Origin of the sequence: Paenibacillus sp. FSL R5-0914 (genome assembly GCF_038004525.1) — a bacterium.
Taxonomy (GTDB): domain Bacteria; phylum Bacillota; class Bacilli; order Paenibacillales; family Paenibacillaceae; genus Paenibacillus_AQ.
In genome coordinates this window covers 691,732-715,427 of sequence record NZ_JBBORH010000001.1, presented here as the reverse complement: position 1 = coordinate 715,427, position 23,696 = coordinate 691,732, and the positions used below count along the sequence as shown (strand labels likewise).

Genomic DNA, 23,696 nt, shown 5'->3' with positions numbered 1-23,696 from the left:
CACCTTGTGAGGTGTCTTTTTTCAATCAATTCTTATTCCAATATTCCCAGACTGCTCCCCCTGTTGCATTCGCTGAAAGGCTTGAAGGGTGTCTTGTAAAGGATACACACTATCAATGATAGGGCGTATCGAGTGGAGTTCCATAAATTGAAGCATCGCAACAAACTCCTCACTGCTTCCCATTGAGGTGCCGATGATACTGATTTGGGGGTAAAATATGGATCGTGCTGCTATTTCCATTCGATCTCCTGAGCTTGCTCCAAACGTAACGATCCGGCCATTTGGCTTAATGATATCAAAGTACTGTTGGAACGTCGCTGGCCCGATACTATCCAGGATGAGATCCACTGTTTCTCCTTTCATACTTTCCTTCCAATCACTATGACTGTCAAAGGCATGATCTGCCCCATGTGCAAGAGCAACTTGCCTTTTTGTTTCACTTCGTGATGTGACACTGACTCTTGCACCCGCTGCTGAAGCCATAAGCATGGCATAAGTAGCCACACCGCCACCAATACCCGGAATAAGGATATGTTCACCTTGCTGTAAGCGGCCTCTCGTAAACAAAGCCCGATAGGCTGTCAAGGCAGATAAGGGCAACACGCCCGCTTCTTCCCAAGACAAATAAGCTGGCTTGCTGATGGCATTTTGCGCAGGGATGACGATAGACTCGGCAAATGTACCATCTGAAGGGCCGCCCACTATGGCCGGAACGTTCGGGACATCGTGGGTGATTTCCCATCCGATACACGGATTAATGATTACATCGGTACCTACTGTAAGTGATGTTATGCCTTCACCTACCGCTTCAATTATACCCGCCCCATCAGAGCCCATAATCAGGGGAGCATCCTCATTTTTTCGATCCGCTATGAGAAATAAGTCTCGATGATTTAACCCTGCGGTTTTCAGCCTTACTTTTACTTCACCGAAGCCTGGCTGTTTATCAACAACGTCTTCATATGTCAGGCTCTTCAAGCCGTTCATCCCAGCATGTACGATTGCTTTCATCCTAATCCTCCAGTAATTCGTATTTCAATGAATCTATATTGAATTGTACAGAGTGGGAATCATACAGTAAAATGAACAAAACCGATTGTGAGTATCATAAATGATCATACCAAGCAGGTGACATAGAAATGGAAAGCGGAGATTTAAGAATATTTCAGGCTGTGGCTCGAGAGGGGAGCATAACCAAGGCTGCGCAAATGTTGAACTATGTACAGTCTAATGTGACGACTCGAATTCAGTATCTTGAGGCTCAGTTGAAAACACCCCTTTTTCGGAGATCCAATCGAGGAATGACGCTAACTTTGGCTGGCGAGAATTTACTGGGATATGCGGATAAAATACTGACTCTGATGGACGAGGCTGTGAAAACTACACAATACTCGGACCATCCTGCAGGGCCTCTTCGGATAGGGTCCATTGAAGCGACAGCAGTCATTCATCTGACTCCTTTATTGGCCGAGTATCAATCACGATATCCGGATGTTAATTTATCGCTCACTACGGGTGTGACACATGCGCTCTTACAAAAGGTGTTGGATTACGAGCTTGATGGAGCGTTCGTCTATGGTCCTGTTGATGAGCCAGATATAGAACATATCGCGGCCTTTGAAGAGGAGTTGGTGTTGATCTCTGAGCCGGGACAAAACGAAATGTATGAGCTACTCATGAAACCGATGTTGTTCTTTGACGTTGGATGTACGCATCGGGCAAAAGCAGAGAGTTTTCTGAGAGGCAATGGCCTGACCACTTATCAGATTATGGAATTTGGCACATTAGCAGTTATTCTAGATGGCGTTTCCTCTGGACTTGGTGTGTCTATGTTGCCACAGTCATCGATTGCCAAGGCGGAAGAACAGGGCATAATCACTTCCCACCGTTTGCCTGAAGAGTATCGAGATTTGCAGGTATGGTTTGTGCATAGACATGACACAATTTACTCAAGCGCGTTAACCAGGTTAATACAATTAATTGAAACTAGGCCATAATAGTTCACCCGCAACGATCGATACGTCGAATGTTAGTGCTAGTCCATTTCATCAAACAATTTAAGTAACACACAGCAGGAGGAAATGATGAATTTTATAAAAGATCAACTAGCAGGATACGGTGTAAACGAACAAATGACAGGTTATCTTTCGAATATAATCATGGTCTTATTTATAGCACTACTCTCTGTACTGGCCAATTTAATAGCCAAAAAAATCGTGCTGAAGATAATTATTCATTTCATTAGTAAGGATCGGTATGCATGGGATAATATCGTTTTGGAGAAAAAAGTGTTTCACAAGCTGTCGCATCTCGCGCCAGCCTTCATCATCTATTTTTCTGCGTCTATCTTTCCGCTATATCAGGCCTTTATTGAAAAATCCGCCTTAACTTATATGATTATTGTAACTATCACGGTGTTTAATGCACTACTTAATGCCATCGATGCTATTTATCGCTCATTCGAGGTCTCCAAGATTAGACCGATCAAGGGGTACATTCAGGTTGCAAAGATTATTCTATTTATCATTGGTGTTATTGTGGTGATCTCTAACCTCATTGGTCAGAATCCATTGATTATTCTTAGTGGGTTAGGTGCATTATCAGCTGTTTTTATGCTAATTTTCAAAGATTCTATATTGGGCTTGGTGGCAGGTGTTCAATTATCATCTAATGATATGGTGCGTGTAGGTGACTGGATCGAAATGCCTAAATATAATGCGGATGGTGATGTAATTGACATTACATTGAATACTGTAAAGGTTATGAATTTCGATAAAACAATCACCATGATTCCTAGCTACGCCCTTATTTCAGATTCGTTCAAAAACTGGAGGGGCATGCAAGTATCTGGCGGCAGAAGGATTAAACGAAGCGTTCATATCGATACAAGCAGCATATGCTTTTGTACAAAAGAAATGATGGAGGAATTCCAGAAGATTCACTACCTTTCCGATTTTATAAGGGCAAGATTAAATGAAATTAGCATTTATAATATCGAACATCAAATCAATACGGAGAGTAAAGTAAATGGAAGACATCTCACGAATGTTGGTGTATTCAGAGAATATATCCATGAATATCTGAGGAATCATCCTAAAATTCATAAGGATATGACGCTGATCGTCAGACAGCTCGCGCCAGAGGATAATGGACTGCCCTTAGAAATCTACGCGTTTAGCAATGATACTAACTGGGTGGTGTATGAATCGGTTCAAGCTGATATCTTTGATCACATTTTTGCAGTTGTACCGATATTTGGGCTTCGTGTCTTCCAAAACCCGACGGGCCATGATATTGCTCGCTTAAAAGAAAGCAAAGAGTATTCGTCTGGATACTGAAGATAAGAATGATTTGCAGGAGAAGGCATTTCTTAATATCAGTAAAAAAGCGACCATCGTGGTCGCTTTTTTACGTTTTTTTCATTTTGGAAAGGATCATAAAACGTGCGATTTATTGGGGTGCGGACATAGCTGAAGACTCTAATGGAAGTTCCCAGATTCATTTTCTGAGAATTTGCCATCGCTGTCATGCAGAGCTTGTTTGCGGCGATCATTACGGGCTTGCTGCTGCTGTTGGGCCTCCAGGCTGTTTACGGGCGTGGCTTCCAGTTCTTTTACTGTGTTGATTAGATTCTTATCTGGTTGATTTGCACTCAATTGAAAGCTCCTCCCTTGATTATCTAATGGTTGTGAATTTTATTATGTGCTGGCTACTGTGTGGTTATTCGTGTTGTATTTTCACAAGAGCACAGGATACATTGCTGAAAGTACGGGTGTATCAATGCTCTGTCCTATAATCATTAACTCAGAATACTGTTAGATGTGAAAAATATGAGGAAATGATTGTATCGGAACTGATTTCTGTTCTGATATGTTGAGGATGTTTTAGTCCCATAAAATGTAATATTTCAGGAGGTGAAAAGGAAACTTTATATCTTCTTGCAAACGGTTACAATTCTATCTGCAACAAATTAGAATCAGGAGGGAATAAAATGAAAAAAAGTATTGCCAAGGTAATCAGTATTGGTGTGTTGTTTTCTCTTGCACTTTCTTTGATAGCAGGTGGATGGACAAATACAGTAGTGCATGCTGCTGGTCTTTCGATAACAGGTAGTGGAGGCTGGAATGAAGCGGCATATGTGGAATGGTCACCTGTAAGTAATGCGACAGGATATAACGTATATGTTAAACAGGCAAGCGCATCAGATTCGGGGTACCAACAGATTGATAATGAATTGATCCGCAAATATTCTTCCTATTGGAGAGCGGATGCTGTAGGGCTTGCAGCTGGAAGTTATGTAATGAAGGTTGAAGCTACCCTATCAGGGGGAGGAACGGCAAGTTCGGTATCAAATACGTTATCCGTAACGTCATATGATCGATCTGGGTTTGCTTTTTCGGCAAGCTCGCCATTTGGTACGGGTTCTGGCGCTTATAATGAGAATGGAACCCTCAAGAATGGTGCTCAAGTGCTGTATATAACATCTCAGAATGCGAAAACCGTAACACTTGATGTGAAAATCAACAGCTCAGGTGCTGTACAAACAGGCGTTGGTCTTGGTAGCATCTTGGCTCTGAGACAAAAGGGTTATGATACAACCCCACTTGCCATCCGAATTATCGGTAAAGTTACAGCTGCTGACCTGAGTGGACAGCTTAACAGCAGTGGATATCTTGAAGTCAAAGGTAAAAATAATTATTCGGAAATGAATATTACAATCGAAGGTATCGGAAAAGATGCTTATGCATACGGTTGGGGATTGCTGCTTAGATATGTTGGTAATTTGGAAGTAAGAAATCTGGGTGTGATGTTATTTCCTGACGATGGCATTTCAATGGACACAGGCAATGCGAATGTATGGGTGCATAATAATGATATTTTTTATGGATCTGCAGGGAGCGATGCGGACCAAGCCAAAGGCGACGGATCTACGGACCTCAAAAAAGGATCAACGTACATTACCATCTCGTACAACCATTACTTTGATTCCGGAAAAGCTGCTCTAGTCGGACTTAGTGAGTCTGCAGAATTCTTTGTTACCTTCCACCATAACTGGTTCGATCATTCGGACTCCCGTCATCCGCGGATCAGAGTGGCCTCTGTTCATGTCTATAATAACTTCTATGATGGAGTCTCGAAATATGGTGTCGGCGTTACAACCGGAGCTTCGGCCTTTGTGGAATCCAATGTTTTTAGAAATACTAAAGACCCAATGCTTAGTTCCTTACAGGGTACAGATGCTTTAGGTGAGGGGACGTTCTCGGGTGAAAATGGAGGTATGATTAAAGCTTATAACAATCTAATTGTTGATGCTTCAAGTCTTATCTACGCTAACTCCAATACAGGGACAGCTCCTGTTAATGCAACCTCATTTGATGCCTACTTAGCCTCCTCGAGAAATGAAACCGTCCCAAGCTCATACAAAGCATTAAAAGGCGGAACAGCTTATAATAACTTCGATACGAGCATCCAAACTGGAGTGAACGTATCGAATATTGACAACGTAAGCAATGTAGAACAGGTTGTTACGGCAAAAGCCGGACGTCTGAATGGCGGAGACTTCACATGGGCATTTAATGATTCAGTGGATGACGCATCGTATGCACTGAACACAGCACTGATGTCTGCAATCAGAAGCTACACAACGGGGCTCGTCTCCGTAGGGGGCAATTCAAACACAACAAGTCCGACACCAACTCCAACAGCTACTCCTGTGCCAACAGCGACTCCATCTCCAACAATAGCACCAACAGCAACACCTGTACCGACAACGACACCTACGGCAACGCCAGTGCCGACAGCGGCAGCAACCGTTCATAACTTTACCACTGATGGAACAACGAGCAGCTTCTTCAATATCCAAGGGAATCTCTCAACAAGTAAGGGAAATGTGACATATCAGGGTTTAACCCTAACCCAATGTCTAAAAATCGAGAGTGCAACCAGTATTCAGTTCACAGCTGCTAAAGCTTCAACCCTAACCCTAGTGTTCAATACAGAAGGAACCAAAATAAAAGTGGATGGAACAAATTATCCTATAACGAATGGCATTGCGACTGTCTCCCTTACGGCGGGCGCACATACCATTACGAAGGATAGTACGGCGAATCTGTATTATATGAAGTTGGAATAGATAGTTTTATAAGATAAAAGCTGCTAACGATATTGCAATATCGTTGGCAGCTTTTTTGGTCAGGGTCGCTTTTTTTCTATGATCTTAAGACTCGAATCATTGTAGATTGTTTGTTTTGTTTAATATTATAATATTTCCCAAAATTTTTTTCGTAGTTATTGACTTCATATCAAATGATTTGTACGCTGAGGACATAGTTTATCAACTTGGGAGATTACAATATGAAGCTTAAAGATGATTACCGAACAATTTGGAATAAAAGATTGCTGAAGTATCCATCATTTTATCGCAAAATGATTGCATATACATTATTTTCATCGATCATTCCTATCGTTATCGTTGGAATCGCTAGTTATGCATTAACTTCTAATGCTATTAAAGATAATGTTAGCCAAGATATTACTCAAATCTTGAATTACGCTTCAAGGACGATGGATACCGAGTTGGAAGCGGTTCAGAATAACTTAGTCCAGATGGAACTGAGCTCGTTCTTTACTTCAGACTTGAATGAAATGAAGCGAACCAATTATTCCAGCTTCTATACGGGTGTATATCAGAATTTGTTAGCTTTTATGAACGGAAATTCTCGTGTTAAGGATATTGCGCTATATACATTGGATGAGAACTACTTAATATCATCAACTTACGGTGGAATAAAGATCGAATCAGCAGTGGAACGGGAGAAGTATGCGAACCTACTGGATAAAAATCAGCAACTAGATTGGAAAGTAGGCTATTCTCAGGGTGGCAAAGACTATGATTCAGGAATAACGTTAACAAGTACAGTACCTTTACATTCAAAAGAACCTATCGGATTTATCCAGGTCATCATAGATAATAAAGCGTTTGAATCACTGACAAAACAATTTCTTAAATACGAGCATGAGCAAATGTATGTGATGGATAACACCGGTCAACTTGTATTCCATTTGAACGGAAGCGAAGTGCCTGAAGACTTGTATGAATTGATAACGGTTACAAAAAAAGGTGAGCAAGAGTTTATCTATCGATGGCAGGACCGAGAGTACTTAGTGACCTCTACGGAATCTCCAATCCAAAAGATGTTGTTTGTGGATATGATCCCGACGGCGGAACTGTATAGCAGTGCAAGGCAGATTGCAGGCATTACGATAGGAATTGTAATTGCTGTACTTGCTGCAGGAATTGCATTGGCGATGATCGGCACTAGGAAAGTGTATAGTCCGATTCGGAAGCTAGTCTCTCTCATCAGCGATAATCAAACCGCGGATATGGGAACGGATGAGTTCAGTTATGTGAATCAGCGTTGGAAGGAAATTAACCGTAAAGCGAGTCAACTAGAAGAACAATTAAATGAACAATTTCCACTTATTCGCGAGCTGTTCGCCTTAAGGTTAATGGAGGGGCAGTTTACTCATGACCGTCGTGAATATTTACTGGAGCTTCTGCGCAGGCATTCTATTCCGGAGAAGCAGTGTGCAGTTGTATTTATTATTGCCTATGATCACCTATCGGATGTGACCAAGTTCCAAGAGACGGATAGGGATCTAATTCTCTTCATCATAAAGAATATGACGACAGAATTATTGGAGCATCAGCAACTGGAGGGCTTGGTCATCAACTCTTTTAATGATCAAGTTGTGGTTTGGCTATGGACAGAGCATGAAGAGGTAGACGTTTGGTCAGATAAGCTGAAGCCTGTGATTGATAGGATACGTGAGCAGATTACTCATTTTTTGAAATCTCCGGCGACGATCGGTTTGAGTCGAACCACATCGCATGTGGAGGAGTTGCCTGATTTATATCGTGAGGCGCAGCTTGCGATTCACTCGCGGATGATTAATGGGGGAAATCAGATTATTGAGAGCAAAGGGCTTGCGATTTCGATGATGTACCGTTATCCAACGGAGATTGAGAACCATCTGACCGATTCGCTGCTGGTGGGAGATCTCTCTGAAACTAAGCGGATGCTTGATGCATTCTCTGATAAAGTACAATCCGCTGTACACAATCCAGAGCTCATTATGATGTCTTACGATCAGCTGTTGTCTACTACTTTACGAATGGTATATTTAATGGATATAAATTCGGAGCAATTATTTGGCTATACAACTAGTGAACTCAATGTAAATCTGAGAAAACTCACAACTATACATTCAATTAATGAGTGGTTTATGGATCGTATATTCGAACCGATTATGCTGTATGTGAATAGTAAGAAGAATCAAGAGTATGAGCAATTTATTGAGAAGGTCACGGACTATATCGAGGCAAACTATCATCTTGATATCTCTCTTGACCAGTGTGCACAGATATGCAATTTGAGCCCGCAATATTTAAGCAAGTTGTTTAAGCGGACGATGAATATTTCCTTTATCGAGTATTTAACACAATTGCGTGTAGCCAAAGCCCAGGAGTTGTTAGAAACGACTGATTTATTGGTCAATGAAATAGCGGAGCAGGTAGGATATAACCCTAAAAATTTCATTCGTGTATTTAAGAAGCAGGTGGGCTTACCGCCGGGGCAATATCGAGAGATGCATCGAAAATAGTATTCCTGACTAAATTAAATGCACTTTTTTTTAATAAGACTTTGCCAAGAGCGAGAGAAATGAAACCTCTCGTTCTTGCAAGTCTTTTTTTGATTTTTATGAGGTGCAAATTTATAATCTCTCAGGGCTAATGAGGTTAATTATTGAGACTAGAAGTGTTCATAAACCCAGTAGTATCAAGCTATTCGCAATTATTGCACAAGGATCTCAGGCGAATAAGAATTGGTCATTGTTGATGGGCGTTGCAGCTTGTAAGATGCAGACATGAAACGTTACAGTCAACCAGGTTCAAACAAAATCGTTGGAGGTGGTGAAACCCTTGCCGCAATCTAATCTTAAATTAGCGAACGCAAGTTTATCACAGGCATATGAAGCCGACAGACAAAGATTAAATCCGAAAGACTCCCTATGGGCTCGATTCAAAGTCATATTTGGTCGAGAGAAATATTTGTACTTACTAGCACTTCCAGGTCTTCTCTTCTTTTTAATCTTCAAGTACTTCCCGCTATGGGGGCTAGGTTTAGCATTTAAAAACTATTCTCCATACCTAGGGTTCTGGGAAAGCGAATGGGTCGGATTCAAATATTTTCGTGAGTTTTTCACGAATCCAGACTTCTTTCTCTTATTTAGAAATACGATGGCGATTAGCTTGCTAAATATCATCTTCTTCTTCCCGATTCCGATCGTTCTTGCATTACTCATTAACGAGGTTCGGAGTATGAGATTTAAGAAAGTAATACAAACGATAGTTTATTTACCTCACTTTTTATCTTGGGTAATCATTGCTGGTATCTGTTTTATTATTCTTGGACAGAGCGATGGAATTGTTAACAAGATTATTGTCGAGCTTGGCGGTCAGCCAATAGCTTTCTTGACAGAGCCGAATTACTTCTGGGGTTTGTTAACTGCGCAGAGCATATGGAAAGAAGCCGGGTGGGGTACAATCATCTTCTTGGCTGCAATTGCAGGTATCAATCAAGAAATGTATGAGGCGGCTCAAATTGATGGTGCGAACCGTTGGAAACAGATTATGAAGATTACAGTGCCTTGCATCAGGAGTACAATCGTCGTGTTGCTCATACTCAGGCTCGGTCAAGTGATGGAGGTAGGGTTTGAACAGATCTTCTTGATGATGAGTTCTCCCGTAGCGCATGTTGCGGATGTCTTTGATACATATGTGTATCGGGCTGGGATACAGAATGGTCGTTTCAGTTATGCGACAGTCGTTGGAGTATTCAAGTCGGTTGTTGGTCTTGTACTTGTAGTAACAGCCAATCAGTTAGCTAAAAAATTCGGTGAGGAGGGTCTTTACTAATGAATAAGTCCCTCGGCTATAAAGTGACAAACGGCATCATTTATACGGTGCTCAGTTTAATCGGGCTTGTAACACTACTACCTTTTCTTTATGTCATTATCGTATCCTTTACAGATCCTTCGGAATATTTGAGCAAGCCATTAATTATTATTCCGGAAAACTGGAGTCTTTCCTCCTATAAGTACATTCTATCAACCAAGATGTTTATGAGCTCATTAGGGGTTAGTGCCTTCTTAGCTATTGTTGGCTCTGCGATTAGTATTATGGTGACGAGTGCCTTGGCGTATTCTCTATCACGGAAACGATTCTTCGGGAAGAAGTTTTTCCTAGTTGCTATTCTAATGACGATGTTGTTCAACCCAGGAATGATTCCAAATTTCATGTTAGTTGAAGGATTAGGTCTTATTGACTCCATCTGGTCGTTGATATTACCGGCAATTACAAGCGCATGGTATGTATTCTTGATGAAGAACTTCTATCAGGAACTGCCGGAGGAGTTAGAGGAAGCAGCGAAGATTGATGGATGTAATGATATCGGAGTCTTTTTCAAAATTATGTTCCCGATCTCGCTGTCAGCGGTCGCTGCATTCGGTCTATTCTTTGCAGTAGGTTTCTGGAATACGTACTTCAATGGCGTTTTGTACATCAACTCAGATGAACTTCGGCCGATGCAGGTTGTGCTGCAGATGATGCTGATACAAGCTTCAACGAATATAGCAGATCCATCCGTAGCTGCTATGCTACAGAGTGAGCAGATGCTTCCTCCAGAGACGATTAAGATGGCGGCAGTAGTCGTTGCTTCTCTACCTATCATTATGGTCTACCCGTTCCTTCAGAAGTACTTTGTTAAGGGTATGTTGGTTGGCTCCGTGAAGGGTTAAGGGGTAAACCAAGCTTATATATTAATTTATTAGATAAAAGGGAGGGTTTTTACAAATGAAAAAAAGAAGTTGGATGACCATGTTATTGGTGTTAGTTCTCACTACAAGCATGTTGGTGGGTTGTGCAAAGGGTGGTGAGACCAATTCTGCTGGAGATGCTTCCAAGTCTGAGCAGCAAAAGCCAGTTGAAATCAATATCGGTACGATGACTTATGGTGAATCCCCTAGTAGTGATCTTGAAAGCATTCTACAGCTGAATGAAAAATTGAATGTAAAGCTTCAGATAGACTTCTATCCAATTAATAACTATAAAGAAAAGTTGAATGCATTGCTTGCTTCGAAGAGTTTGCCAGATGTCGTTCTCATCGAGGATATTAATGACCCTGCGTTCTCAACTGCAATAGATCAAGGTGCATTCTGGGATTTGACTCCTTTCCTGCCAGACTATCCTAATCTAGCAGGCTATCCGGAGAATGCAATTAACAATATTAAGTTCAAAGGAAAATCTTATGGTATTCCACGCGTTCGTCCATTGGACGGGCATGAGTCGCTGTTGATTCGTGAAGACTGGCTCAAAAACGTAGGATTGACTGCTCCTACTACTATGGAAGAGTTCTACAAAGTGTTAGAGGCCTTTACAAAGAATGACCCGGACAAAAACGGTAAAAACGATACTTACGGTATGGTACAGGCAAGTGTCAGTCCTTATATGATGACGATGTTTGGTGCAGGTACATCGTGGAAGGAAACAGCTGATGGCGGTCTTGAGCCATACTGGCTAACAGCTGAAGCGAGAGAAGCGCTTGAATTCTGGAGCAAGGCTTATGGTGATGGTCTTATTACACCGGACTTACCAGTTATGAAGTCAAGCCAAGTGAAAGAAATGATGATTCAAGGCAAAGCGGGCATCTCATTCGGTAATATTAACGAAGCATTTATGTTTGGCCAAGAGTTGCAGAAGGTTAAGCCTGAAGCTGAGTTGAAGGCGTATGAAATTCCAGCTGCAAAAGACGGCAAGAAATACAATGAGCAAGCTTATGGTTATTATGGATTGTTCCTAGTTAACAAATCGGTTAGTGAAGACAAGCTCAAGAAGATTCTTGAAGTTTACAACGAAACGGCTACTCAAGAAGGCTACAATCTCGTGACTTATGGTATCAAAGACAAGGATTATACCGTTTCTGAAGATGGTTCTATTGTTCAAACAGATGAAGGTAAGAAGCAAGGATACGGTACAGCGACAACAGCACAATGGATTTCTGGTTTCTTCAATAAATACCAACGTGCTGAAGGACCTGGAATGCCAGCAGAAGTATTAGAGTACAATCGTAAGCTGATCGATACAATCTCAGAATCTTCGATTAAGAATCCTGCTGCAGGATTGCCAAATACCGAAGCGTGGATGGAAAAAGGCGGCGATTGGCAGAAGAAGTTTGTTGATATGTATACAAATGTCGTTATCAAAAAATCCAGCTTGGAGGATTGGGACAAGTTTATTAATGGACTGAAAGCAGACCCGAGCTTCCAGCAGCATCTCAAAGATACTAGCGATGCTTACAAAGCAAGTAAGTAATTAAGTAATTAAATAAGCCCGGTAAGTTCGAATAGTCAGTCGAGTTTGCCGGGCTTATCCTTTTTACCAATTCATATGGGGGGAAAAGAAGTGGAAATGTTGAATAGAGCTGCACGGATGGAAACAAGATGTATCAGTTCATTAATCAAGGTATTTGCTGATGAAGAACTGCATGCACCAACTCAACTTAGAGGCTCGGCACTACTTGGTGAATCCTATTCTTTCCAGGTTGCATATCGGGCAAATGTACTTATGCGGTCGCTTCAAGTTCGGGCCGAGCAATCCGAGTTGGGGCCCAATATCACTGTGCGAACTGTAGAGCTAGTGCCTGCTAATATGGTGAACTATCACGATGCAGATGAACATGTCTTAAGAAGCACGTCGGGTCTTTATCCAGATGCGTTAATTCCGTTCGATACGAATCGGGGTTTAACTGGTTATCCGAATCAATGGCGCTCAATATGGATCACTGTTGAGGTGCCGCTCAATGCTAAGGCGGGCTTATTTGATATTTGTATCCAAATCGCAAATGATATCGGCGAACTAGTAAGTGAGGAAACATTTACGCTGGAAGTGATCGCGGCAACATTGCCGGAGCAGTCGCTTATACATACGGAATGGTTCCATGTAGACTGCTTGGCTACCTACTATAAAACGGACATATTTAGCGAGTACCATTGGCAGTTGATTGAGCAATACATCCACACCGCGGTGAAACATGGAATGAATATGATTCTAACCCCTTTGTTTACACCTCCGTTAGACACGGAGATCGGGGGAGACCGCCCAACCGTACAGCTTGTTCAAGTAGAACGGACAGGAGAGAAGTATAACTTCACTTTTGAACGATTAAAGCGTTGGATAGAGCTGTGTGACCGCAGTGGAATGAAATATTTTGAGTTCTCTCATCTATTTACACAATGGGGTGCCAAGCATGCACCAAAAGTAATGGCTATGGTTGATGGTCAATTAAAGCAACTATTTGGATGGGATACCGATTCTAAAGATCCGGAGTACACGGGATTCCTTACGTTATTTTTACAAGAACTTTTAGCGTTTGTTAAAGAAAATGATTTAGAACAGCGAGTTTATTTCCATCTATCGGATGAACCGAATCTTGCGGACATGGATACTTATCGTGCAGCGAGTGAACTTATTAGGCCAATTCTAGAAGGTTTTCCGATCATTGATGCGCTCTCTGAGTATGAATTTTATGAAAGTGGTTTAATTAAGCATCCGATTCCAGCGAGCAATGGTATTCGACCATTTCTGGATCATGGCGTAGAGGGGCTATGGACTTATTATTGCTGTGCCCAATACAAGCTCGTATCTAATCGCTTTCTTCATATGCCGTCATCACGTAATCGGGTACTCGGGATGCAAATTTATAAGCTAAAACTTAAAGGGTTTTTGCATTGGGGTTACAACTTCTGGTATGCACAATTCTCGAAGTATCCGATTGATCCATTTCAAGTGACGGATGCAGGAGGTGGATTTCCAGCGGGCGATGCATTTTTGGTATATCCAGGTGCTGAGGGGCCGATCGAGTCGATCAGGCTGGAGGTCCTTACGGAAGCTCTGCAAGATTTACGCGCACTTGAGCTACTCGAGCAGAAAGTCGGAAGAGAGGCAGTAATCGCCTTATTGGAAGATGGCTTGGAGCAAGAATTATCCCTTGAAGTATACCCACAAGAGGCAGAATGGTATATCCGTAAGCGTGAAGAGATTAACCGTCTGGTTAGCGAGAATTCTTGTTCAGAATAGTAATGACAGGTAGAAGGAGTCTATATCGAGTTCATGAGTAGAGGAGTATCTAATATGGCATCATTCACAGTGCAAGGAGATCAATTTCTTTATGAGGGTACACCCCTTACGCTTGTGTCAGGAGCGATTCACTATTTTCGCGTAATTCCTGAGTATTGGAAGGATCGATTGAGCAAGCTGAAGGCTTGCGGCTTTAACACGGTAGAAACGTACGTTGCATGGAATATTCATGAGCCTCAGGAAGGTAAGTTCTGTTTTACGGGTATGGCGGATATCGTCACATTTATCGAAACAGCAGCAGAGTTAGGTTTGCATGTTATCGTACGCCCAAGTCCTTACATCTGTGCGGAGTGGGAGTTCGGTGGAATGCCGGCCTGGCTGCTTGCCGAGGATGGGATGCGCTTGCGCTGTTATGACGAGGCATTTTTATCTAAGATAGATTCTTATTATGATGTGCTGTTGCCGAAGCTGAAGCCGTTGTTATGTACGAATGGCGGTCCGATCATCGCGATGCAGATAGAGAACGAGTACGGAAGCTATGGCAATGACCTGAAATATCTTGAACATATACAGGAAAGCATGGTCTCACGTGGAATGGACGTCCTGCTGTTCACCTCAGATGGCCCGGAAGATTTCATGCTGCAAGGCGGTATGGTTCCAGGAGTTCTAGAAACCGTTAATTTTGGTTCGAGAACCGAGGAAGCCTTTAATAGTCTGAAGCAGGTGCAGCCGGATAAGCCGCTAATGTGTATGGAGTATTGGAACGGGTGGTTCGATCATTGGAACAAGCCACATCATATGCGAGATGCACAGGATGCTGTGCATGTGTTTGAGGATATGTTGAAGGCTGGCGGATCGGTTAACTTTTATATGTTTCATGGCGGAACAAACTTTGGATTCTACAATGGTGCCAATAATCACGGGATATATGAGCCAACGGTAACTAGCTACGACTATGACAGCCCACTGACAGAATGGGGGGACGTTACGGAGAAGTACATTCTGTTAAGGGAGCTTATTGCAAAATATCTCGATACGGAGCTAATGCCGCTTCCTGAGCCTGTTCGCAAGATGGATTATGGCAGTGTTCAGATGAAGCCAGTAGCACCGCTGTTTGACCTACTGCCAGTGCTGTCGACGCCTGTGCAACGGACTTGCCCTGAGCCGATGGAGAAGCTTGGACAGGATTATGGCTTCATTTTATATACAACGAAGGTTTCCGGTCCTAGACAAAATTGTTCACTGGTCTTGCAGGAGGTACATGATCGTGCGCTCGTATTTCTCGATGGAGAGTATAAGGGAGTTATTGAGCGTTGGGATCCGCAGCCGATTGAGTTCCATGTACCAGAGGGCGGAGCAGAGCTTCGTATTCTAGTCGAGAATATGGGCAGAACAAACTATGGACCGTATTTAAGAGATTGTAAGGGAATTACCGAGGGTGCGCGATTGGGATTCCAGTTCCTATTTGATTGGACGATTCATAGTCTACCAATGGACAATATCGATCTACTACATGAACCTGTTGTTAATGTTGAGGAAGGAAAAGAAGGCCCTGTATTTTATAAAGGCTCCTTCCATATTGAGCAAGAGGCAGATATCGCAGACACCTTCCTAGCACTTGAGGGCTGGACAAAGGGAATTGTATTCGTAAATGGCTTCAATCTCGGACGTTATTGGGAGGCGGGACCGCAAAAGACGCTTTATGTTCCAGGGCCATTGCTGCATGCCGGTGAGAATGAGATTGTTGTGTTCGAATTGCATGGTACGAAGGACCTGCAAGTTACACTTCAGGATCAACCGGACTTAGGGTGACATTACTATGGGTTCAGTAGGAGGAGACCTTGAATGGGTATCAGAAAGAGACGGATTTCAATTATAGTAGCATTCTGTATGACATTCCTACATCTTGGTTGAGCATGTGAAGACATTCAAGGATATGGACAATCATTAGGCTAAGGAGGATGTAGACTATCTGGTGAGGCTGCTGCAGTTCTGCAACGAATGCTTCGCTGAGATGAATGGATCGTGGAAAGGGTGTAAGGACATGTGGAAACATGCAATTGAAGATGCAATGGAGAAGATCAAAAATAATGTGGAGCGTTTCGGAGATCGCTTCCCACATGTCAGTGTTAACGGCAGGTATGAATTGAACAATAATGATGATTGGACGAACGGGTTCTGGAGCGGAATGCTGTGGCTGTGCTACGAGTATTCTGGCGACGAGGCTTACCGTGAGGCAGCACGCCTTACGGTAAAAAGCTTCAAGCGGAGAATGGAACAGAACATCGTTCTTGATCATCATGACATTGGATTCCTCTATACGTTATCCTCGCAGGCGCAATGGGTGGTGGAGCAGGATGAGGAATCAAGAGAATTGACACTACAAGCGGCAGATGTACTCATGCGTCGTTGGCGCGAGGATGGACAGTATATTCAAGCTTGGGGACTGTCTGGTGATGCACAGCATGGGGGACGAATGATCATTGATTGTCTCATGAATCTCCCGCTGTTATTCTGGGCTTATCAACAAACAGGGGAAGAGCGTTATCGTCAGGTTGCGATTAAGCAAGCTGATCAAAGCCAGCGATATCTTGTGCGTGGGGATGATAGCTCATACCATACGTTTGTGTTTGATACGGAAACAGGTGAAGCGCTTGGCGGAGCGACTCATCAAGGATTTACGAACGGATCTACATGGGCTCGTGGTCAAGCATGGGGTATTTATGGCTTTTCCCTTGCCTATCGCTACACAGGACATAAAGTTTACTTGGACACGGCGAAGCGTATGGCATCCTATTTTATTGGGCAACTGCCAGAAGATTATGTGGCTTATTGGGACTTTGATGCTCCGGTTAATGCGAATACGTATCGAGACAGTTCCGCTTCAGCGATCGCCGCAGCTGGCTTGATCGAGATGCTAAGTCTTCTTGACGATACAGACCCCTATCGCGCTGAGTTTGAAGAGAAGTTTGAGCTGTCGATGACCTCACTCGTGCTTCATTATTCAACTATTGGTGAAGAAGGAGCCGAGGGATTATTAAAACATGGGTCCTACTATGTACGAGGAAATGTAGCTCCAGATGATTATATGATATGGGGCGATTATTTCTACCTCGAAGCACTGATACGTTTGGAAAAAGGAATAAAAGGATACTGGTACGAGTCACAACCTTTACAAGAAACTCGGTGATTAAACAATGACAACTATCGCACTCATACTCGTGTTAGCATCTGGTTTTACGCATTCAATATGGAATTTGTTTGCGAAACGTAGCATGAACAAAGATGTGTTCCTATGGATGATTAATATCCCGTGTTTTTTGCTGCTTACTCCATATCTGATTGAATGGCTAGTAAGCAATACGATTCCATTGAAAGCTTACGGCTTAATATTGCTATCTATAATGCTGCAGAGCGGGTATTTCATACTACTATCGAAGGCGTATCAGTTCGGTGATATTTCGCAGGTTTACCCGATTATGCGTGGGACAGGAGCACTGCTCGTTCCTGTCCTAAGTGTACTTATGTATAACGAGTCCCTTTCCATCTTCGGATGGGCAGGTTTAATGCTTATTATTTATGGAATGATCCGCATCGGTGGCTTTAAGCTGAATCGAACATTGCTGCAAGATAAGAAGTATATGAAGGGTCTTATGTATGCTCTTGGGGTTGGTTTATGCATAACAGGCTATACCCTGACAGATAAGAACATATTGGAATTCATGCCACCGCTTGCATTACTGGCCCTGTGCAACATTGGCTATATGCTTGTTCTAACATTGCCTGCCTTGCGCTCGAAAGCGGTTAAGACGGAGTGGAAGATCAATAAGGTGCCACTTATAGTCGGCTCCATTTTATCGCCAGGATCTTACTTGTTATTCTTATTTGCTATGAATCTAGGCCCTTTAGCACATCTGTCTCCGATCCGAGAGATAGGCACCGTCTTCGGAACACTGCTAGGCATAATAGTCTTGAAGGAACAGCAGGGTAGAATGCGGGTCATGATGTCGATTGCGATTACGGCAGGGATAATTATTATTGGAACACTTGGATAGATGAAGAATTGTACAACTAAACTTGGAATATCGAGGGTGGCTAACTATGAATAAAGGACAAATTTCCGTTAAGCTGGAACAGAATAATACCTACTTCCCGATTGAGGCTGAAGAAGAGTACGAATGGTTCGCGATTCGATTTACTTATGAGAAGGAGAAATCGTGGGGACGATTACATTTGTTTGATTCAGAAAAACATATTCGATTCTGCTTCCTGGATGGTGGAAACGAGCGGCTCATTGTCGTTCATAACCAGCCGGAATTAACGAGTTCAATAGCGGTGCCAGGGCCGATTATGACCGGCACATGGATGCTTGAAGTTTCAAATGAAGAAGGCAGAACTTTTGAAGCTGAGTGGGAATTTGGTTGTGGCACATTGCCAGACGAGTATGTATCTGCGCAAATTCAGGGCGAACGTGAGTATTGGAACAGCGGCAAGCTGAATGCTGGCTTCATAATGGAAAACTATGACTGGGCGAAGATATGGCAGGCAGGAAGCCGTTGGTACAAGGGCGATTTCCATACGCATACCGTGTTGTCCGATGGCAAGATGACTCAGCTTATGAATCGTGAGCAGGCACTGAAGCAAGGTATGGATTTCTTTGTAGCGACAGATCACAATGTAATGTCTACATCTTGGGCTAAAGGAGATGCGCTCGTCATTCCAGGTGTAGAGGTAACAGCTGGCGACGGACATTGGAATGCACTTGGACTTCGAAAATGGATCGATTGGCGAGCAACCTCACCGGATGGAGGCCTAACCACTCAGCAGGGTATGGATCGATTGATGAAAGAGGCGGCAGAGCTGGGGGCGATTTGCTCAATTAATCATCCGATGCTGACGCCATGGGCTTGGCTATACGGAGAGACGCAGTTGGAGGGAGTACATTCCATGGAAATATGGAATGACCCGACCTTTTCTCCTAACAATGTAGCTACCGAGAAAGCATTGCAGTTATGGACAGCAAGCTGGAATGAAGGCTACCGCATTACAGGTATTGGCGGCTCTGACTCACATATGCTACCAACTGAGAGCTATGATGATAGCCCAATTCCTTCTTTAATCGGGGATCCTGCTACGTATGTGTGGTGTGATGATCTGAGTGCAGATGCAGTATTAGAAGGTGTGCGAAATGGGCATGTTTATGTATCGCGTGGTCCAGTGATTGATGCATCGATTCAAGCTGGTGGTAATACTTATCGCTTCGGCAGTGACCTGTCTGCTGCATTCAGTCAGGAACAAGGAGAAATAGCATCTCATGAGGTGACTTGCACATTAAGCGTAGCAAGTGATGTCAACGCTCGAGTGACACTGATCCACAACGGAATTGCTGAATCGGTAAGGGATGTAGCTATAACGGCCACAGGAGAAGTACCAGAGGTGCTGGAATGGAATATAGCTTTAGAAGAGAGAACGTATAACTGGTATCGCTTTGACATTCGTGATGAAGCGGGGACGCTGCTCGCCTTTACGAATCCAGTTTATTATGGTTCTAAGAAGCCGCAGATCACAACTTATAACGAGCTCTTGGCAAGTGCGAACCTGACGTGAAAATAGATGCTGCATTTATTGTTGAAGCTAGCGGATAAGACAATTTTACAAACCGTATACACGTAAATAGGCTACCCAGGTTCTGAGCTCAGGTGAATTGTGATTTCGCATAGCTACAATTCGGGTCCGCCATGTAAAACCACATCAGCAAGAGGATGTGGTTTTTGCTTTATTTATAATCTCTAGGGTCCTCGTAACAATTTGACCATATTTTTTTGTATAATAGGATCCTTTTTTAAGGAAAATGTAGAATTCTAGTATTTGGAAGGTTAATATGTTAGATTATGTATGAATTATCTAGATGTGATTACGGCTATTTGCCATTTTGGATGAGTATCGTCAAATAACTAGATTAATAGTGCTGCCTTTAGGTTCCTTTCATTGAGATATTTGATCTTTCATTAATAGCTAGAAGGAGAATACTATGAAAATAATACTTTTATCTGGCGGATCTGGAAAGCGATTATGGCCGTTGTCAAACGACTATCGTTCGAAACAGTTTATAAAGGTAATGAATAGTGATAATGGCATTAATGAAAGTCAAACTTCAATGATCCAACGAGTATGGAACAACTTAAAAAAGTATGATCTTGCTTCTTCGGCGATCATTGCAGCAAGCAGGGTACAGCAAGAGGTCATCGAATCTCAACTTGGCGATGATGTTACTCTCGTGCTCGAGCCCGTTAAGAGGGATACTTTCCCGGCAATATGTCTAGCATCGAGTTTTTTGCATACAAAATGGAATGTGAACGAAGATGAGGTAGTTGTAGTCATGCCTGTCGATGTTGAATCGGATGAAGGCTTTTTTGCTGCTATTAGGCAGCTTGCGCTTGAATTTGAATCATCGACAGCAAATATAGGGCTTATTGGCTTGAAACCGACACATCCTTCAGAGAAGTTCGGTTATATTCTTCCTGATTCTTCAGATGATAATGCAGCTTTGTTAACAATTGACCGATTTGTTGAAAAGCCTGCTTCAGACGAAGCATCACAATTGATTGCTTTGGGTGCGCTATGGAATTGCGGGGTATTTGTTTTCCGCTTAGGCTATCTACTTCAATTATTGGATGCGTCACAACGGCCTAGGCAATACGAGGAGCTTCTTACTCAATATCACACGATGCCTGCCATCAGCTTTGATTATGAAGTGGTTGAGAAGGAAAGAAACGTTGTCGTGAAACCGTATGAAGGAAAATGGAGTGATCTGGGAACTTGGGATGAATGGACAACCACGATGCCAAGTTACTTGAATGGAAAAGGTATTCTAAGTGAGGATAGTGTAAATACACATATCGTCAATGAATTGCAGATCCCAATCGTTGTGATGGGGATTTCCAATGCAATTATCGCGGCCAGTCCAGACGGGATTTTGTTCGCGGATAAAAAACTCAGTCCCAAGCTAAAGGAACTGATAAAGCCCATTTCAGCAAGGCCTATGTACGAAGAGACCCTATATGGATGGTACCGTGTGATTGATATAGAGAAAAACGAGATGGACCAGCACGTAGTTACGAAGCGGGTGCATGTATGGGCTAGAAAACATATTAGCTACCAGATTCATACGATGCGCGAAGAAATATGGACGATTATTAGCGGAAATGGGGATGTCGTTGTTGATGAGCAACGCTTTACCGTGAGTTCAGGCGATGTGATTCATATTAAGTGTGGATCGAAACATGCAATTAGGGCGATAGATGGCCTTGACCTGATTGAGGTTCAAATTGGTGTTGAAGTTAGTGAAGAAGACATAACAAGATATGACTACGACTGGGAAGAGCACAGGCTCCTAAGGAAAGGAAGAATATTCGTATGAAGCCTGTACGTATTGGGGATGCACTGTTGAGCGAAGGCTTAATTACGAACGAACAGCTGCAAGAAGCTATCGATTACCAGACAAGATTTGGCGGTCGCCTAGGCGATATTATTATGAAACTAGAAGGTGTGGATCGCGAAGCGATTCAATTATTCACTCAGCAGCTTCCAAGCAAAGGACGACTAGGCGAAATGCTGGTGAATACAGGGCAGATTACGCAAGAACAGCTGGATCAAGCTCTTTTGTTTCAACAGAAAAGTGGAGGTATTCTGGGAGATATTTTGTTATCGTTCCGTTTTATTGAACCTGATCAGCTATATCGGGCCATTGCCACTCAGAATAATATGGGTCGTATCGGCGTGGAGTTTTCATTTGAGCAGGAGCATAAATTGCCAGAAACGATGGCCCGTGCTTATAATGCGATTATTTTAAATAGAGATTTCAACCGGTACTTGGTAGCGGTGAGTAGCATTCTATCTCAGGAACAGGTGAGGGAACTAGAAAGATACCTGGACAGCCCGATTGAACAAGTAATGGCAACTAGAGACGAGATGGAATTATTCTGGAAAGAAGTTTACGTCGAGGAGCTCATGTTGGAAAGTACGGATAAGCTTATAGCCGAAAAACCAGAAGATTCCGCACATATTACGTTTACGAAAAGACAAACCATTGGATTACTTATATCCGGTGTATTATTTGTGGGCGGTTTGATATGGGATTGGCTATGGACATTAATCATATTTAACATCGTTGTTCAAATCGGATATTTATTGATGTCGGTCTTTAAATATTCCATTTTAATCTACGGGGCAAAGGAATCAGCTCAGCTTAGGTACACGGAGGAAGAAATTGCAGCTATAGATGAAAGATCCTTGCCGGTATATAGCATACTGGTTCCTATCTATAAGGAAAGCAATATCATTCCACAGCTTATTCGAAATATTGAAAACTTAGATTATCCTAGATCGAAATTGGATGTCAGGCTGCTAATTGAAGAGGACGATGTCGAAGCCCAGGAATTACTGAGAGCGTTCAAGCCTCCATCTTATTTTACGGTGCTTGTTGTGCCGCACAGCTTGCCCAAGACTAAACCAAAAGCTTGCAACTACGGTCTTATACGGGCAAGAGGAGAATATGTAGTTATTTATGATGCGGAAGATCGTCCCGATCCAGATCAACTGAAAAAGGTATACCTTGCCTTTCAGGCGAGTCAAGAAAATGTTTGCTGTATACAGGCAAAGCTTAATTATTACAACAGCAATCAAAATCTGCTAACCCGCTGGTTCACTCATGAATATAGCATGTGGTTTGAATTGCTTCTGCCAGGAGTAATGCAACTCGATATTCCAATACCTTTGGGAGGCACTTCAAACCATTTTAAGACGGATGTATTGAAGAAAATTAATGCGTGGGATCCGTACAACGTGACGGAAGACGCGGACCTTGGAGTTCGACTATATAAAGAAGGATACAAGACGGCTATTGTTGACTCCAGAACATGGGAAGAAGCAACGAGCCGAGTAGGCAACTGGATTAGACAGCGGTCGAGGTGGATTAAGGGTTATATGCAAACATGGCTTGTCCATATGCGTAATCCGGTTCAGCTTTGGCGTGACCTCGGAGCAAAAGGCTTTTTTGGCTTTCAAGCGATGGTGCTTGCAACTCCCATGCTGCCTTTATTAAACCCTATATTTTGGACAATGCTGTTGCTGTGGTATTTGGCGAAAGTAGAAATCATACCTCTATTTTTCCCAGGTCCAATTTATTATTTTGCCGCATTTGAATTGTTTATTGGCAATTTTATTTTTGTATATAGTCTTACTGTTGGTATTTACTGGGTAACAAGAGATTTACATAATAAAGGAAATAAAGTATTTTCATTTTCACTTATCAAATACACATTGTTGACGCCGATTTATTGGGTGTTGATGAGTATCGCAGCAATTAAGGCGGCAATCCAACTCGTCACCAAGCCATTTTATTGGGAAAAAACGACTCACGGACACGCTACAATGGATACACATCATGCAAATTCAAAAATGGATACATCGATGTAGGCCAACAAATAAATGGATAGGT

Annotated in this window: 16 protein-coding genes; 14 read left to right on the top strand and 2 right to left on the bottom strand. The window is 42.6% G+C overall.

Translation table 11 applies throughout. From position 1 onward, the window contains the following. Positions 1-21 precede the first annotated feature (21 nt). Entirely contained in the window at positions 22-1,011 is a 990-nt protein-coding gene (locus MKX60_RS02960) for a zinc-binding dehydrogenase (RefSeq protein ID WP_341059059.1), read from the bottom strand. A 128-nt stretch (positions 1,012-1,139) separates the two neighbouring features. Here MKX60_RS02960 and MKX60_RS02955 point away from each other — a divergent pair, with 128 nt between their 5' ends. Together MKX60_RS02955 and MKX60_RS02950 are read left to right on the top strand one after the other, a co-directional pair. Continuing rightward, positions 1,140-1,997 carry a LysR family transcriptional regulator gene (locus tag MKX60_RS02955; protein ID WP_341059057.1) on the top strand — a complete coding sequence of 286 codons (858 nt, stop codon included), beginning with the start codon at positions 1,140-1,142 and terminating at the stop codon, positions 1,995-1,997. A gap of 87 nt (positions 1,998-2,084) precedes the next feature. Next, positions 2,085-3,338 carry a mechanosensitive ion channel family protein gene (locus MKX60_RS02950; protein WP_341060264.1) on the top strand — a complete coding sequence of 418 codons (1,254 nt, stop codon included), beginning with the start codon at positions 2,085-2,087 and terminating at the stop codon, positions 3,336-3,338. 141 nt (positions 3,339-3,479) lie between these two features. Here MKX60_RS02950 and MKX60_RS02945 read toward each other — a convergent pair whose 3' ends face one another. Next, on the bottom strand, positions 3,480-3,656 hold the full coding sequence (locus MKX60_RS02945) for a hypothetical protein (protein WP_179085866.1): 177 nt from the start codon (positions 3,654-3,656) through the stop codon (positions 3,480-3,482). 335 nt (positions 3,657-3,991) lie between these two features. Here MKX60_RS02945 and MKX60_RS02940 point away from each other — a divergent pair, with 335 nt between their 5' ends. From MKX60_RS02940 to MKX60_RS02885, 12 genes are all read left to right on the top strand, one after another. Next, a complete protein-coding gene (locus MKX60_RS02940; RefSeq protein ID WP_341059056.1) occupies positions 3,992-6,133 on the top strand; it encodes a pectate lyase family protein in 2,142 nt (713 codons plus the stop codon). A 221-nt stretch (positions 6,134-6,354) separates the two neighbouring features. Next, the gene (locus tag MKX60_RS02935) at positions 6,355-8,664 is read left to right on the top strand and encodes a helix-turn-helix domain-containing protein (protein ID WP_339244277.1); all 2,310 of its coding nucleotides are present in this window, start codon (positions 6,355-6,357) and stop codon (positions 8,662-8,664) included. Positions 8,665-8,983: 319 nt separating this feature from the next. After that, positions 8,984-9,979 (top strand): ABC transporter permease, encoded by a 996-nt coding sequence (locus tag MKX60_RS02930; RefSeq protein ID WP_445253164.1) that lies wholly within the window; start codon positions 8,984-8,986, stop codon positions 9,977-9,979. Then, a complete protein-coding gene (locus tag MKX60_RS02925; RefSeq protein WP_339244278.1) occupies positions 9,979-10,860 on the top strand; it encodes a carbohydrate ABC transporter permease in 882 nt (293 codons plus the stop codon). The genes MKX60_RS02930 and MKX60_RS02925 overlap by 1 nt, the downstream gene beginning before the upstream one ends. 55 nt (positions 10,861-10,915) lie before the next feature. Beyond that, positions 10,916-12,433 (top strand): extracellular solute-binding protein, encoded by a 1,518-nt coding sequence (locus MKX60_RS02920; RefSeq protein ID WP_339268174.1) that lies wholly within the window; start codon positions 10,916-10,918, stop codon positions 12,431-12,433. Between the two features lie 96 nt (positions 12,434-12,529). Continuing rightward, positions 12,530-14,197: a DUF4091 domain-containing protein gene (locus MKX60_RS02915; protein ID WP_341060263.1), complete on the top strand. Its 1,668-nt coding sequence runs from the start codon at positions 12,530-12,532 to the stop codon at positions 14,195-14,197. A 54-nt stretch (positions 14,198-14,251) separates the two neighbouring features. Next, positions 14,252-16,009, top strand: coding sequence for a glycoside hydrolase family 35 protein (locus MKX60_RS02910; protein WP_341059055.1), 1,758 nt, complete (start codon positions 14,252-14,254; stop codon positions 16,007-16,009). Between the two features lie 232 nt (positions 16,010-16,241). Continuing rightward, the gene (locus MKX60_RS02905; RefSeq protein WP_341059053.1) at positions 16,242-17,387 is read left to right on the top strand and encodes a glycoside hydrolase family 88 protein; all 1,146 of its coding nucleotides are present in this window, start codon (positions 16,242-16,244) and stop codon (positions 17,385-17,387) included. 7 nt (positions 17,388-17,394) lie between these two features. Next, a complete protein-coding gene (locus tag MKX60_RS02900; protein ID WP_339244283.1) occupies positions 17,395-18,252 on the top strand; it encodes a DMT family transporter in 858 nt (285 codons plus the stop codon). A 46-nt stretch (positions 18,253-18,298) separates the two neighbouring features. Beyond that, positions 18,299-19,804, top strand: coding sequence for a CehA/McbA family metallohydrolase (locus MKX60_RS02895; protein ID WP_341059051.1), 1,506 nt, complete (start codon positions 18,299-18,301; stop codon positions 19,802-19,804). Positions 19,805-20,228: 424 nt separating this feature from the next. Then, the gene (locus MKX60_RS02890) at positions 20,229-21,617 is read left to right on the top strand and encodes a sugar phosphate nucleotidyltransferase (RefSeq protein WP_341059050.1); all 1,389 of its coding nucleotides are present in this window, start codon (positions 20,229-20,231) and stop codon (positions 21,615-21,617) included. Further along, positions 21,614-23,674 (top strand): glycosyltransferase family 2 protein, encoded by a 2,061-nt coding sequence (locus MKX60_RS02885; protein ID WP_339244287.1) that lies wholly within the window; start codon positions 21,614-21,616, stop codon positions 23,672-23,674. The genes MKX60_RS02890 and MKX60_RS02885 overlap by 4 nt, the downstream gene beginning before the upstream one ends. Positions 23,675-23,696 lie beyond the last annotated feature (22 nt).

Excerpts from the sequence above, each read along its gene's own strand:
- MKX60_RS02960 (WP_341059059.1), bottom strand. The coding sequence starts at position 1,011 with ATGAAAGCAATCGTACATGCTGGGATGAACGGCTTGAAGAGCCTGACA.
- MKX60_RS02955 (WP_341059057.1), top strand. The coding sequence starts at position 1,140 with ATGGAAAGCGGAGATTTAAGAATATTTCAGGCTGTGGCTCGAGAGGGG.
- MKX60_RS02950 (WP_341060264.1), top strand. The coding sequence starts at position 2,085 with ATGAATTTTATAAAAGATCAACTAGCAGGATACGGTGTAAACGAACAA.
- MKX60_RS02940 (WP_341059056.1), top strand. The coding sequence starts at position 3,992 with ATGAAAAAAAGTATTGCCAAGGTAATCAGTATTGGTGTGTTGTTTTCT.
- MKX60_RS02935 (WP_339244277.1), top strand. The coding sequence starts at position 6,355 with ATGAAGCTTAAAGATGATTACCGAACAATTTGGAATAAAAGATTGCTG.
- MKX60_RS02925 (WP_339244278.1), top strand. The coding sequence starts at position 9,979 with ATGAATAAGTCCCTCGGCTATAAAGTGACAAACGGCATCATTTATACG.
- MKX60_RS02920 (WP_339268174.1), top strand. The coding sequence starts at position 10,916 with ATGAAAAAAAGAAGTTGGATGACCATGTTATTGGTGTTAGTTCTCACT.
- MKX60_RS02915 (WP_341060263.1), top strand. The coding sequence starts at position 12,530 with ATGTTGAATAGAGCTGCACGGATGGAAACAAGATGTATCAGTTCATTA.
- MKX60_RS02910 (WP_341059055.1), top strand. The coding sequence starts at position 14,252 with ATGGCATCATTCACAGTGCAAGGAGATCAATTTCTTTATGAGGGTACA.
- MKX60_RS02905 (WP_341059053.1), top strand. The coding sequence starts at position 16,242 with ATGTGGAAACATGCAATTGAAGATGCAATGGAGAAGATCAAAAATAAT.
- MKX60_RS02900 (WP_339244283.1), top strand. The coding sequence starts at position 17,395 with ATGACAACTATCGCACTCATACTCGTGTTAGCATCTGGTTTTACGCAT.
- MKX60_RS02895 (WP_341059051.1), top strand. The coding sequence starts at position 18,299 with ATGAATAAAGGACAAATTTCCGTTAAGCTGGAACAGAATAATACCTAC.
- MKX60_RS02890 (WP_341059050.1), top strand. The coding sequence starts at position 20,229 with ATGAAAATAATACTTTTATCTGGCGGATCTGGAAAGCGATTATGGCCG.
- MKX60_RS02885 (WP_339244287.1), top strand. The coding sequence starts at position 21,614 with ATGAAGCCTGTACGTATTGGGGATGCACTGTTGAGCGAAGGCTTAATT.